Annotated in this window: 7 protein-coding genes, 2 tRNA genes and 3 rRNA genes; 5 read left to right on the top strand and 7 right to left on the bottom strand. The window is 47.2% G+C overall.

The window, feature by feature from the left end; genetic code table 11:
* Positions 1–58: 58 nt before the first annotated feature.
* The 5 genes from NQ564_RS10975 to NQ564_RS10995 are packed head-to-tail and all read left to right on the top strand — an operon-like array spanning position 59 to position 3,922.
* Positions 59–358 (top strand): STAS domain-containing protein, encoded by a 300-nt coding sequence (locus tag NQ564_RS10975; RefSeq protein ID WP_008151104.1) that lies wholly within the window; start codon positions 59–61, stop codon positions 356–358.
* A gap of 21 nt (positions 359–379) precedes the next feature.
* Positions 380–790 carry an ATP-binding protein gene (locus NQ564_RS10980; RefSeq protein WP_008151106.1) on the top strand — a complete coding sequence of 137 codons (411 nt, stop codon included), beginning with the start codon at positions 380–382 and terminating at the stop codon, positions 788–790.
* Between the two features lies 1 nt (position 791).
* Entirely contained in the window at positions 792–1,913 is a 1,122-nt protein-coding gene (locus tag NQ564_RS10985; RefSeq protein ID WP_008151107.1) for a sensor histidine kinase, read from the top strand.
* A complete protein-coding gene (locus NQ564_RS10990; protein WP_008151109.1) occupies positions 1,906–2,739 on the top strand; it encodes a sensor histidine kinase in 834 nt (277 codons plus the stop codon). Before NQ564_RS10985 ends, NQ564_RS10990 begins: the two co-directional genes overlap by 8 nt.
* A gap of 19 nt (positions 2,740–2,758) precedes the next feature.
* Positions 2,759–3,922, top strand: a complete 1,164-nt coding sequence (locus NQ564_RS10995) for a PP2C family protein-serine/threonine phosphatase (RefSeq protein ID WP_008151111.1) — start codon at positions 2,759–2,761, stop codon at positions 3,920–3,922.
* 155 nt (positions 3,923–4,077) lie between these two features.
* Here NQ564_RS10995 and NQ564_RS11000 read toward each other — a convergent pair whose 3' ends face one another.
* The 7 genes from NQ564_RS11000 to NQ564_RS11030 form a co-directional block, all read right to left on the bottom strand.
* Positions 4,078–4,908, bottom strand: a complete 831-nt coding sequence (locus tag NQ564_RS11000) for a hypothetical protein (RefSeq protein ID WP_008151113.1) — start codon at positions 4,906–4,908, stop codon at positions 4,078–4,080.
* A 33-nt stretch (positions 4,909–4,941) separates the two neighbouring features.
* The gene (locus NQ564_RS11005; protein ID WP_008151116.1) at positions 4,942–7,854 is read right to left on the bottom strand and encodes an ATP-binding cassette domain-containing protein; all 2,913 of its coding nucleotides are present in this window, start codon (positions 7,852–7,854) and stop codon (positions 4,942–4,944) included.
* A 357-nt stretch (positions 7,855–8,211) separates the two neighbouring features.
* Positions 8,212–8,322 (bottom strand): 5S ribosomal RNA (gene rrf, locus NQ564_RS11010).
* A gap of 113 nt (positions 8,323–8,435) precedes the next feature.
* Positions 8,436–11,312: ribosomal RNA gene (locus NQ564_RS11015) — 23S ribosomal RNA — on the bottom strand.
* 190 nt (positions 11,313–11,502) lie between these two features.
* Positions 11,503–11,576 (bottom strand) — tRNA-Ala (locus NQ564_RS11020).
* Between the two features lie 77 nt (positions 11,577–11,653).
* Positions 11,654–11,730: transfer RNA gene (locus NQ564_RS11025), tRNA-Ile, on the bottom strand.
* Between the two features lie 156 nt (positions 11,731–11,886).
* Positions 11,887–13,417 (bottom strand): 16S ribosomal RNA (locus NQ564_RS11030).
* Together the 16S, 23S and 5S rRNA genes with 2 tRNA genes alongside form the textbook arrangement of a ribosomal RNA operon.
* Between the last annotated feature and the right edge of the window lie 228 nt (positions 13,418–13,645).

The raw sequence follows: 13,645 nt of genomic DNA on the forward strand, positions 1-13,645 counted from the left end.
TCACGTAAAGGATTATCTATACTTTTGTTTGAATGAAAAATCAGAATAGGAACAGATTATGAAGATAACAATAGAAAATGGGAAAGAAACAGTCATCAATCTTTCCGGACAATTGGATACGTTAACCTCCATCGATCTTGAAAAAGAGATCACTCCCATCCTTCAGGGGGAAGCGCAAACGGTAGTGCTCAACGGTGCGGAACTGACCTACATCAGCAGTGCCGGACTCCGACTGCTCCTTACGCTGCAAAAAGGGATGAAGAGCAAAGGAGGCTCTTTCCGGCTGAAAAATATTCAGAATGAGATTATGGAAATCCTGAACATCACCGGATTCTCCCACATCCTCACGATCGAATAACAAGCATCCTTATTCCGGCAGATGACAAATACGCTACATATAAAGAACGAGCTGGAACAGCTAACCCGTCTATACGCGTTTCTGGACCAGCAAGCCGGCGCTTACGAACTGGAAGAGCTACAGTCGATGCAAATCAAACTGGCACTCGAAGAAGCCGTGACCAACGTCATCCTGTATGCCTATCCCGACAAGAAAGACCAGGACATCCGTATCGACATGAGCTACGAGCACAAACGACTGACAATCGTCATAACCGATACCGGCATCGGTTTCAACCCTCTCGAAAGACAGGAGCCGGATCTTACTCTCTCGCTGGAAGAGCGCCCGATAGGCGGCCTCGGAATTTATCTGGTCAAGCAACTGATGACGGAAGTCAGCTATAGTCGTTCAGCCGGGAAAAATATACTCACAATGACAAAAGACATTCATTGATATGGCAGACTTCGACATTAAAGATATAGCAGCGCTTAAAGTAAAGCTGCAAATCATAGAGAAGCTCGTATTAGCCGACTGGATCTTGCTTATCCTGTCGATGTATTACGACTGGGGAGGATGGATAGCCAGCCTGATCGGCCTACAAATCATTCTGTATATCTACAAAGCGAAGCTGCGCAAGCAACTGAAGCAGAAGGAGTATCTTGCCAAAGTAGTGGAAGAGCGAACGATCGAACTCCGTATCCAGCGCGACCAGGTGCTGAATGAATCCAAGAAACTGTCCGATGCCCTCGACGCCCTGGCCAAAGCACAGGACGAATTAGTCCGCAAGGAGAAACTGGCTACAGTCGGACAATTGACACAGGGCCTGGTCGACCGCATCCTGAACCCGATCAACTACATCAACAACTTCGCCGGCCTTTCCGTCAACCTGATCAATGACCTGAAGGAAAATATTACGGACGAGCAGGCAATCATGTCAAAGGAGAACTACGCCGACAGCATCGAGATTCTCGATATGATCAATAGCAACCTACAAAAGATAAACGAACATGGCTGCAACACCGTCCGAATCGTCAAAGCAATGGAGGAATTATTGAAAGACCGTCACGGCGATGTCACTCCGACGGACATCTGCAACCTCTGCAAGGTGAACGTAGACGTGATCCGCAAGCAGTTCAAAGAAGACATCGAGAACAAGCAGATACAGATCGAACTCGACTGCCCGGAAGAACCCGCGACCGCAGAGATTAATATCGAGCAGATGAACAAAGTGATGCTTAACTTACTAAAGAACAGTGTCTACGCATTGTTAAAGAAATTGCAGAAAGAAGACTTCACGCCAGTCATCAACATACACGTCGAAAAGAGGCTGAACGGAACGATCTTCCTCAGCATCCGCGACAACGGTATCGGTATCGAAGACAATATCAAAGCTAAGATATTCGAGCCGTTCTTCACCACGAAGCCCACTGCCGAGGCAGCGGGTGTCGGCTTGTATCTCTGCCGCGAAGTTATTCTGAACCACCAAGGCTCCATCATCGTGAAGAGTGAGAAGGACAACTTTACCGAGTTTATGATTACGATTCCTATTTATCAAAAAAGCAGCAACAATGAATGAGGACAGTATGAAAGAATTAGAACGTCTGAGAAAACAGATCAGCCAGCAGGAAAAGATGGCTTCACTCGGACTGTTGAGCGCAGGTATCGCACATGAAATACAGAACCCGCTTAACTTCGTGATCAACTTCAGCAAACTATCATGCAAGTTGCTGCAAGATATGGAAGACGTATTGGACGAACTGGAAAGCAAGCTCCCTGCCGATGCGGACGAGGAGATCCGGGAAATCATGGACGACCTCAAAAGTAACATGTGCAAGATCGAGGAAAACGGCAACCGGGCATCGAGCATCGTCCGGGGCATCCTGCTCTATTCCCGCGGCAAGGACGATGAATACATACCGACCGACCTCTGTCAGTTGACAAAAGAATATGTATGGCTTTCCTACCATGCAGTCCGCGCCAATAACAAGAGTTTCAATGTTGCCATCACGGAAGAATACGACAATACGATCCCGCAGGTCAAAGTGATCCCGCAGGACTTCAGCCGTGCCGTCCTCAATCTGATGAACAACGCCTGCTATGCAGTCTTCAGTAAGTCCAAAGGTGTCTCAACAAACCCTTATAGTCCGACCATCAGGGTCAAGCTGACAAAAGACGGAGACCGGGTTCGGTTGGTTATCGAAGACAACGGCTTGGGAATCACGAAGGAGGTCAAAGAGAAACTTTATACGCCGTTCTTCACCACCAAACCGGTCGGGGAAGGAACCGGCCTCGGCCTCTCTATCACCAAGTCGATCATCGAACAAAAACATAACGGAACGATCGAGATGGAATCGGAGCCGAACGAATTCACCCGTTTCACCATCACCATTCCGATTCAATAATCAGAGAAATAATGCTACTATGGCTATAAAAATATTAAGTGTAGACGACGAACTCGACCTGGAAATACTGCTGACTCAATATTTCCGGCGCAAAATAAAGAAAGGCGAATATGAATTCCATTTCGCCCATAACGGACTGGAAGCACTCCAAATGCTGCTTGCCATGCCGGACTTCGACGTGATTTTGAGCGACATCAATATGCCGGAAATGGACGGGCTAACGTTGCTCACGAAGATCAACGAGATGCGTAACCCGGCACTCAAATGCATTATGGTATCGGCCTACGGCGATATGGAGAATATCCGTAGTGCCATGAATCAGGGAGCTTTCGACTTCACAACCAAACCGATCAATCTCGAAGACCTCGAACGTACCATTGAAAAGGCGGCCGAGCAGATCGCCTTTATCAAGCAGGCACAAAAGGAACACACACAGTTGGAATCCATCCAGAACGACCTGCATGTCGCCCAGGAAATCCAACAAACAATCCTGCCCAAGACATTTCCTCCGTTCCCGGAGTTGAAATCGTTCGACTTGTATGCCTATATGAACGCAGCCAAATATGTAGGAGGAGATTTTTATGATTTCTTCCGCATTGACCAGGATCGCTTGGGCTTCGTCATTGCCGACGTGTCGGGAAAAGGTGTTCCCGCCGCAATCTTCATGGCTATCAGCCGGACTGTGATACGTGCCATCGCACTGACCGAAAATTCGGCTTCCATGTGCATGCAACGTTCCAACAATATTCTCTGCCAGGAAAGCGTAAACGACATGTTCGTGACCGTATTCTATGGTATCCTGAATATCCATACAGGTACCGTCACCTACTGCAATGCTGGTCACAACCCTCCTATCCTGATGAAAAAGGACGGCTCGGTTTCCAAAGTACCGACCACTGGTGATATGATATTAGGAGCAATCAATGATGTTAGCTACCACGAGAAGGAGTTGAAGCTATCGCCCGGTGACAACCTTTTCCTCTATACCGACGGGGTAACGGAAGCAATGAACATGCAGCATGAACTGTACAGCGAACAACGGTTGCTCGAGAACTGCCGGACGCTTGCCGGAAAGAACCCGAAAGAGGTTGTGGAAAAGATAACTGAGACAGTTGGAGAATTTGTCGTAGGGGCTGTCCAATCGGACGATATCACATTACTTTCGATCAGCTACAAAGGGTGATAAAAGCAGGTTGCCCAACTCAAAAAAGACAAATCGCTCAACTCAAAAAGGCAAGTTGCCTAACTTGGGAAAATGGGTTACCCACCCCAAAACAAGTAGCCCGGCCTCCAATAGGAGGTCGGGCTACTTATTATATTAATGTATAGGAATCTTTCTTACTTCAACAGAGCATCGCGGATACCCATGATCTCGGCATTTGCAGCACGAGCACTCTGGATAGAAGCAACTTTTTCTTTCAGCGGAGCAATCGTTTCGCCTAACTGTTTCAGGTCAGGATAGTAAGCAGCCAAATCGGCAACCACCTCTTCCAGCATGCTGACACGTTTTTCCATATTTGTAGAAAGACCGGCAGAAGTAGCATCGCCTTCTACAACCAATGTAGGATTGGCAACCAGGCAAGCATATTCGGCAGAAGCAGCACCTAACATTTCAACTTCGGCATCTATTTTGTTTTCAGCAGCCATCTTTTCAATAATCTTGTCTTCCTGTGCGTTCAGAAAAGCCTGCAATTGTTCTTTAGTTGCATCTTTCGGAGCCTGCTCTTTCAGGATATCCAGAACAAACGACACATTTAGGTCTGTAGCCAACTTGGCAATTACACCTTCCACTTCGGCTGTCGGTTTACCGATCGCCTTCAGGACGTTATAATCAGCCATGTACATACCCAATGCACGGGCCTTCTGTGTCGGAGTGCTCAATTCGGCTGCCTTACCAACCGGCACCATATACTTGATATCACCCACATTTACTTTTACTTCACCTGTAGAAAGACGGTAAGGAATATCAGAATCCGGCATGTCCTTCAACAATTGAATTGTCTCTTGTTTCAACTCCTCAGTCAACAGGTCTTTCGGAGCCTTACCTGCTATAACAGCGGCTTCTTCAGTCTTTTCGGCTTCTTCGCTTGTTTTTTTGGCTCCGTTGCAGGAAGTCATTCCAAACACTAATGCTGCTACGGCGAGCATGCTTAATACACTCTTTTTCATATTGTATAATTTAATAATTTATTATTTCGGACCTCAAAATTCGTCCCGTTTCAGGAAACGTCCCGGAAACTCTGCGAATATAGCGATAATCGCTAATAATGCAAAGAAACCTATAACCAATAAATTAAATTTATAAGTAGAAATATGATATCCGGCCCAATTTTTCTCATGACTGTAGAAAGCGGCACGTCCGAAACGGTTGTCGGGTTCCACATAGATCTGCCCGATCACTGGGTAGATACGATGGTTTGCTTCCTTATACAAATGGCGTCCTCCGGTCCCCATAACCAGATCTTCGATCGCCGTATTATGATGAGCTTTCTTCATCTTCGTCAGTTGTTCGGCTCCCTCTTCCCGACCACGTTCCTGCTGGATCTGGTCGAGGTAGGCAGTGAAGTTGTGCGCTCGTTCGTGTAAGGCGGCATCCACCTTGTCCAGATATGCCAGATAACTTTCATTCTCCGTACGGGGAGCAATACGGGCGGTACGGCTCAATACGGCCAGCTCATTCTCGACTGTTTTCCGCTTATCGGGATCGTCTTTTACCGCAATCTGTTCTGCCAGGCTGCGCACTTCCGGCGAATGAACGTTCTCGTAATATTGCGCCAGGTACTTTTCTTTCTCGATCGGAAAATAAGGTCGGTTGTAAGCGTTATCGCGGAACTGTTCCACCATCAACGCCTCAAAAGCCCAGCGCGAAGGGATCACTTCTCCGATCAGCGGCACGATATTCTCGTCCGAAGCCCTCGTATTGAGGTCGTCAAATTTGATGACCAAACCGCAAAGCAATATCTGGGGAATCAACAGAAGCGGGATCGTGATATAGATCGCGACAACCGAGCTCATCGTCTGCGAAAGGATCAATCCGGTCAGGTTCGCCAGGAACGACGTTGCCCATAGGATGCTCCACCACGTGCCGAACATTTCGCTCCCCACTCCTATAATAGTATTTCCCACCCCGATAAACAGAAGCGATTGCAACCCAGACACAGCCAACAGATACACCATTTTGGACGTCAGATAGCTGCTCCGGCTCAACCGGAGGAAATGTTCGCGCTTCAGGATCGTCCGGTCCTTTATAATTTCCTCAGCACTGATGCTCAACCCCATAAAAGTGGAAACAATGACTGACATGAAGATATAAGACACGAAATTTTTGTTGGCAAGCAACGTATATTCATCCCCGTCCATATAACGGGTCAGAAGGGCAACAATCAGCGCAAGCAAAGGGGCTTCCAGCAGTGTGATAGCCAAATATTGCTTGTTCGTCAGCTTCGTGCGTATATTTCTTTCCAAGAAGATCAAGAATTGTTTGAACCAGGAAGGTTTCTTCTGTAGGTTCTCCGGCAACGCCCCCTCCTCGGCTGGCGAAAAAACGGGACGGGAAGCAATATATTCGGCATGCCATTCCTCCGGCGTGAACTTCCGGATATTCGTCTGATTACCGGAATCGTCGATCTTCTTGGAATCGATGATATTCAAAATTAATTCGGGATTCACATTACCACAGACACTGCACACGCTGATATCCGGATCGGTATACTTGGCCGCCTGCTTGAAATAGGTGATCGCCTCTATCGGGTTCCCGTCATAGATCGGGTAGCCTCCCCGGTCTAGTAGCCACAGGCGGTCGAACAATTTATAGATTTCGGACGAAGGCTGGTGTATATTCACCACCACCAATTTCCCCCGGTGAGTCTGTTCCTTCAGGAGCATGATTACCTTTTCGGAATCGGATGACGACAACCCCGACGTCGGTTCGTCGAGATACAGGATAGCCGGCTCGCGTATCAGTTCGAGAGCGATATTCAGACGCTTCCGCTGTCCCCCACTGATCGTCTTACGGATAGGGGAACCGACTTCGAGATCTTTTATCTCTTCCAGGTCCAACTCCTTCAACACCTTTTCCACACGCTGTCCGATTTCCTCATCCGTCAAACATGCAAAACAAAGTCGTGCCGTGTACAAGAGGTTCTGGTAAACGGTCAACTCCTCTATCAGCAAATCATCCTGTGGAACAAAACCGATCAACTGTCGTGCCTCTGGAGAGTCGAGTGGATGACCGTTCACGGTGATCATTCCCTTATCAGGACGGATATTACCGTTCATGATTCCCAACAAAGTCGACTTCCCAACACCGCTCCCCCCCATAATAGCGACAAGTTGCCCGGACTCGAGATTGAAAGAGAAGTTATGCAACCCGTTATAACTGTTCTTAAATGTAAAATCAATATCACGTCCGTCCAAACGAATGACCTCCTTATGCTCGTTCTTATTAAAAACAGCCAGCAGATTACTGTAATATACCGGCAGGAACAAAGGTCCTTTCAGCACACTGCTATGTTGCCAGGCATAAAACATATCCGACGAAAGCGGAATATCGTTCATAAAGACCTGCCCACTCCCGTGATAAGTGAAAATATGTTTGTCGAAGCGACGGATATAAAGCACACGGATGAACCCTTCCATCCCTTTCCGTGTGATATGGTTGGCATCCGCTTCATCTTCTCCGCTGATCGTCAGCAAAGACAAAGATGGTTTTCCAGTGATAAAGGCAAGCGCTTCATCAAATTCTTCCTGGTGAATCGAAAAGATATCGGCCACCAAGCGGAACAGATCCAAATGCCGGTCCGCCTCCTCGCTATTCGTATAGGCAAACTCCACGAAACGAATCAACAAAAGCAACTGTTCTTCGGCCCTCAACTTTACTTTCATCTGTTCGCAGATATTCCGGACAATCTGTTCTTTGTCGAGTACAAAGAGCGAATCATCGTACATATCACGCAACGCATTGTAAAGTTCAATATATTCTTTGTGGGAACGTACCCCGAAGTGACTGGAGAGATAGGAATGAACGGCACGACTTGCCTGCTCCCTTTCAATTCGTACGGAGGAAGCGAAAATAGCAAATAGATTTAATAAGCCGTTTAGTATGGTCTCATTCATTTATTTTGTCAATGTTGTAAGATGAATTACTTGATTACTTGCAAAGATAGTAAAGATTCGAAGGGGTAGAGTCAACTAACAAGTGCAATTATAGTCATAAAAATGAAATTCATCCAAAAACCATCATTATTAAAAGAAAAATCAATAAAGATTTGCAAACATTTTTACACTATCGGGGATTATAATACTATCAGGGGGCTTATAGGAAGATGCAATGGATACTTTGGGAGATGATTATATTTTAATCCCTCAGAATTTCGGTATGATCCGTTTAATCGAAAAAGCAGAAACAGAAAAAGGAGCCAGTCTTACGACTAACTCCTTTTCTCTTTTGAGCTCTTTAACTCTACTTTCTAAAAACGGCGGCTATCTACTCTCCCACTTTTACGCAGTACCATCGACGTGGTTGGGCTTAACTTCTCTGTTCGGAATGGGAAGAGGTGGATCCCCAACGCTATAACCACCTTAATAACTTTTTATATTAAGATTTTTGACCGGACAACCCCAAGTTAAGCTACATAACTCCTGAGCTAACGACCCAACTTCGGATCGTCCTAAGCGATATATCAATCCTATACATGATACGAAAGTCTCGGGCGATTAGTACTACTCGGCTTCGACATTACTGCCCTTACACCTGTAGCCTATCTACGTCGTAGTCTACAACGACCCTCAGGGATATCTCATCTTGAGGCTGGCTTCGTACTTAGATGCTTTCAGCACTTATCCAATCCAGACTTAGATACCCGGCGGTGCACCTGGCGGTACAACCGGTAAACCAGTGGTCTGTCCAACACGGTCCTCTCGTACTAGTGTCAGAGCCCCTCAAATATCCTACGCCCACGATAGATAGAGACCGAACTGTCTCACGACGTTCTGAACCCAGCTCGCGTGCCACTTTAATGGGCGAACAGCCCAACCCTTGGGACCTTCTCCAGCCCCAGGATGTGACGAGCCGACATCGAGGTGCCAAACCGCTCCGTCGATATGAGCTCTTGGGAGCGATCAGCCTGTTATCCCCGGAGTACCTTTTATCCTTTGAGCGATGGCCCTTCCATGCGGAACCACCGGATCACTATGCTCTAGTTTCCTACCTGATCGGCTTGTAGGCCTCCCAGTCAAGCACCCTTATGCCATTACACTCTACGACCGGTTACCAATCGGTCTGAGGGTACCTTTAGAAGCCTCCGTTACTCTTTTGGAGGCGACCACCCCAGTCAAACTACCCACCATACAGTGTCCTCGCTTCTGCGAGTTAGAACTCAAACAACCAAAGGGCCGTATTTCAACGACGACTCCACAAACACTGGCGTGCCTGCTTCATAGTCTCCGGCCTATCCTACACATTAGTTGCCCAAATTCAATGTAAAGCTATAGTAAAGGTTCACGGGGTCTTTTCGTCCCATCGCGGGTAATCGGCATCTTCACCGATACTACAATTTCACCGAGCTCACGGTTGAGACAGTGTCCAGATCATTACACCATTCGTGCAGGTCGGAACTTACCCGACAAGGAATTTCGCTACCTTAGGACCGTTATAGTTACGGCCGCCGTTTACTGGGGCTTCAATTCAAACCTTCTCTTGCGATGAGTTCTCCTCTTAACCTTCCAGCACCGGGCAGGTGTCAGGCTGTATACTTCATATTTCTATTTCGCACAGCCATGTGTTTTTGTTAAACAGTTGCCTGGACCTATTCTCTGCGCCCCACATCTCTGCAGGGACCCTTTATCCCGAAGTTACAGGGTCAATTTGCCTAGTTCCTTAACCGTGAATCACTCGAGCGCCTCAGTATTTTCAACCCAACTACGTGTGTCCGTTTACGGTACGGGTACTTTATGAATTTGCTTAGCGGATTTTCTAGGGAGCCTGATTACGTCCATATTGCCTTGTACAAGTACGCGACATACTGTCAGGTTCGACTCTCAAAGCGGATTTGCCTACTTCGATCTACATCTACACCCTTTAACCATCTATTCCGTCAGATGGCAGGACTGTCACTTCTCCGTCTCCACATCGCTCCATAAAGTAGTATGGGAATATTAAACCATTCTTCCATCGGAATCGCCGTTCGGCTTATCCTTAGGTCCCGACTTACCCTGATCCGATTAACGTTGATCAGGAAACCTTAGTCTTTCGGCGAGGAGGTTTCTCACCTCCTTTATCGTTACTTATACCTACATTTGCGTTTCCATGCACTCCAGCAAGGGTCATCCCTCACCTTCGACGTACATGGAATGCTCCCCTACCATCTCATACGAGATCCATAGCTTCGGTAAACAGTTTATGCCCGAGTATTATCCACGCCAGACTCCTCGACTAGTGAGCTGTTACGCACTCTTTAAATGAATGGCTGCTTCCAAGCCAACATCCTAGCTGTCTCTGCAGTCTGACTTCGTTAGTTCAACTTAACTGTTATTTGGGGACCTTAGCTGATGGTCTGGATTCTTCTCCTCTCGGACGCGGACCTTAGCACCCGCGCCCTCACTCCTTATAAATATATATAACGCATTCGGAGTTTATCTGGACTTGATAGGCGGTGAAGCCCTCGCATCCAATCAGTCGCTCTACCTCATTATATACTATATAAAGGCTGCACCTAAATGCATTTCGGGGAGTACGAGCTATCTCCAAGTTTGATTAGCCTTTCACCCCTACCCTCAGTTCATTGGAACACTTTTCAACGTATACCCATTCGGACCTCCAGTTGGTGTTACCCAACCTTCATCCTGACCAAGGGTAGATCACTTGGTTTCGCGTCTACTCACTCCGACTATACCGCCCTTTTAAGACTCGCTTTCGCTTCGGCTCCGGACCTGAAGTCCTTAACCTTGCCGGAGAAAGTAACTCGTAGGTTCATTATGCAAAAGGCACGCCGTCACAATCAAAAGATTGCTCCGACCGCTTGTAGGCAGACGGTTTCAGGGACTATTTCACTCCTCTGTTCGAGGTGCTTTTCACCTTTCCTTCACAGTACTGGTTCGCTATCGGTCTCTCGGGAGTATTTAGCCTTACGGGATGGGCCCCGCTGGTTCACACAGAATTTCTCGTGCTCCGCGCTACTCAGGATACCACTAGGCTTCATTAAAGAGTCGTATACTGGGCTTTCACCGTCTACGGCCGTTTTTTCCAAAACGTTCTACTTCCTTAATCGCTTGCCATGGCGTGGTCCTACAACCCCGATATTGCCTAAACAACATCGGTTTGGGCTGTTCCGCGTTCGCTCGCCACTACTTGCGGAATCACTTTTGTTTTCTTCTCCTATGGGTACTTAGATGTTTCAGTTCCCCACGTTCGCTTTCCTTACGGAATGACTGGCCTTCTACCAGCCGGGTTGCCCCATTCGGAAATCTTGGGATCAAAGGTTATTTGCACCTACCCCAAGCTTATCGCAGCTTATCACGTCCTTCATCGCCTCCGAGAGCCAAGGCATCCACCGTCTGCCCTTGCTTACTTTCTTTATCACTGACACAGTTTTCAAAATTAATAATTAAACAATTAATAATTAATCTTGCGTGTCGGATTGATATATCTTTAGCTTGCTCTTACTTTTTTTGTTACTTTACTTTTTTGAAGTTGTCCAATACGTCAAAGATCTTATGTTTAATGAATAATTAATAATTAATAAATCAATAATCACTCATCTTGTGTGGAGAATAACGGATTCGAACCGTTGACCCTCTGCGTGCAAGGCAGATGCTCTAGCCAGCTGAGCTAATCCCCCGTAGAGAGTTGAAAGTGCAGAGTGCAGAGTGGAAAGTTGTTTACCTTTCAACTGTTTACTCTCAACTGTCAACTGTTTGGTAGTCCCAGGCAGAGTTGAACTGCCGACCTCTACATTATCAGTGTAGCGCTCTAACCAACTGAGCTATAGGACTGTCAACTGTTGTGCGCCTGAGATAAATACCTCAGCCTCATCTTTCTCTATACCGGCATGCCCGGTTAAGATCATATTTTATACATATTCAACCGTAGTACCAGAGAATAACATACCTCATTGAAATTACTACTTTCTCATGAGACTCTGGCTCCAGAAAGGAGGTGTTCCAGCCGCACCTTCCGGTACGGCTACCTTGTTACGACTTAGCCCCAGTCACCAGTTTTACCCTAGGCCGATCCTTGCGGTTACGGACTTCAGGTACCCCCGGCTCCCATGGCTTGACGGGCGGTGTGTACAAGGCCCGGGAACGTATTCACCGCGCCATGGCTGATGCGCGATTACTAGCGAATCCAGCTTCACGGAGTCGAGTTGCAGACTCCGATCCGAACTGAGACATGGTTTAGAGATTAGCATCCTGTCGCCAGGTAGCTGCCCTTTGTCCATGCCATTGTAACACGTGTGTCGCCCCGGATGTAAGGGCCGTGCTGATTTGACGTCATCCCCACCTTCCTCACAGCTTACGCTGGCAGTCTCACCAGAGTCCTCAGCACGACCTGTTAGTAACTAGTGATAAGGGTTGCGCTCGTTATGGCACTTAAGCCGACACCTCACGGCACGAGCTGACGACAACCATGCAGCACCTCGTAATCAGCTATTGCTAGAAGACCTCTTTCAAGGTCGGTCTGACTACGTTCAAACCCGGGTAAGGTTCCTCGCGTATCATCGAATTAAACCACATGTTCCTCCGCTTGTGCGGGCCCCCGTCAATTCCTTTGAGTTTCACCGTTGCCGGCGTACTCCCCAGGTGGATTACTTAACGCTTTCGCTGTAGAGCTTACTGTGTATCGCAAACTCCTAGTAATCATCGTTTACTGCGTGGACTACCAGGGTATCTAATCCTGTTTGATACCCACGCTTTCGTGCTTCAGTGTCAGTTATGGTTTAGTAAGCTGCCTTCGCAATTGGAGTTCTGCGTGATATCTATGCATTTCACCGCTACACCACGCATTCCGCCTACCTCAAACACACTCAAGTAACCCAGTTTCAACGGCAATTTTATGGTTGAGCCACAAACTTTCACCGCTGACTTAAATTACCACCTACGCACCCTTTAAACCCAATAAATCCGGATAACGCTCGCATCCTCCGTATTACCGCGGCTGCTGGCACGGAGTTAGCCGATGCTTATTCATAGGGTACATACAAAATGGAACACGTCCCACACTTTATTCCCCTATAAAAGAAGTTTACAAACCATAGATCCTTCATCCTTCACGCGACTTGGCTGGTTCAGCCTCTCGGCCATTGACCAATATTCCTCACTGCTGCCTCCCGTAGGAGTTTGGTCCGTGTCTCAGTACCAATGTGGGGGACCTTCCTCTCAGAACCCCTATCCATCGTCGGTTTGGTGGGCCGTTACCCCGCCAACTGCCTAATGGAACGCATGCCTATCTATCAGCGATGAATCTTTAACAAATAGTCCCATGCGGAACCCCTGTTTTATGGAGTATTAATCCGACTTTCGCCGGGCTATCCCCCTCTGATAGGTAAGTTGCATACGCGTTACTCACCCGTGCGCCGGTCGCCATCAATAAGTATTGCTACTTACCATGCTGCCCCTCGACTTGCATGTGTTAAGCCTGTCGCTAGCGTTCATCCTGAGCCAGGATCAAACTCTTCGTTGTTGAAATTGTTTTATATCTTCGCTCAGAATCTCGTCTTTATCGTAGTTACTGACGGTATGTTTCGTATTTCATATACGTCTCTTGTACTACTTGTTGATATGTAATATTTTCAAAGAACTTATCGCTATCGTTTCGATTGCGGCTGCAAAGGTAAGGACTTTTTTTAAACTGACAAATTTTTTAGAAGAAAATTTGAAAAGTTTTTTTTTCGAAACCCTCCGGGTGGTC

It is taken from the genome of Parabacteroides johnsonii DSM 18315 (genome assembly GCF_025151045.1).
Taxonomy (GTDB): Bacteria; Bacteroidota; Bacteroidia; order Bacteroidales; family Tannerellaceae; genus Parabacteroides; species Parabacteroides johnsonii.

Coding starts and splice junctions, on each gene's coding strand:
- NQ564_RS11005 (WP_008151116.1), bottom strand. CDS start 7,854: ATGAATGAGACCATACTAAACGGCTTATTAAATCTATTTGCTATTTTC.
- NQ564_RS10990 (WP_008151109.1), top strand. CDS start 1,906: ATGAATGAGGACAGTATGAAAGAATTAGAACGTCTGAGAAAACAGATC.
- NQ564_RS10985 (WP_008151107.1), top strand. CDS start 792: ATGGCAGACTTCGACATTAAAGATATAGCAGCGCTTAAAGTAAAGCTG.
- NQ564_RS11000 (WP_008151113.1), bottom strand. CDS start 4,908: ATGAAAAAGAGTGTATTAAGCATGCTCGCCGTAGCAGCATTAGTGTTT.
- NQ564_RS10975 (WP_008151104.1), top strand. CDS start 59: ATGAAGATAACAATAGAAAATGGGAAAGAAACAGTCATCAATCTTTCC.
- NQ564_RS10995 (WP_008151111.1), top strand. CDS start 2,759: ATGGCTATAAAAATATTAAGTGTAGACGACGAACTCGACCTGGAAATA.
- NQ564_RS10980 (WP_008151106.1), top strand. CDS start 380: ATGACAAATACGCTACATATAAAGAACGAGCTGGAACAGCTAACCCGT.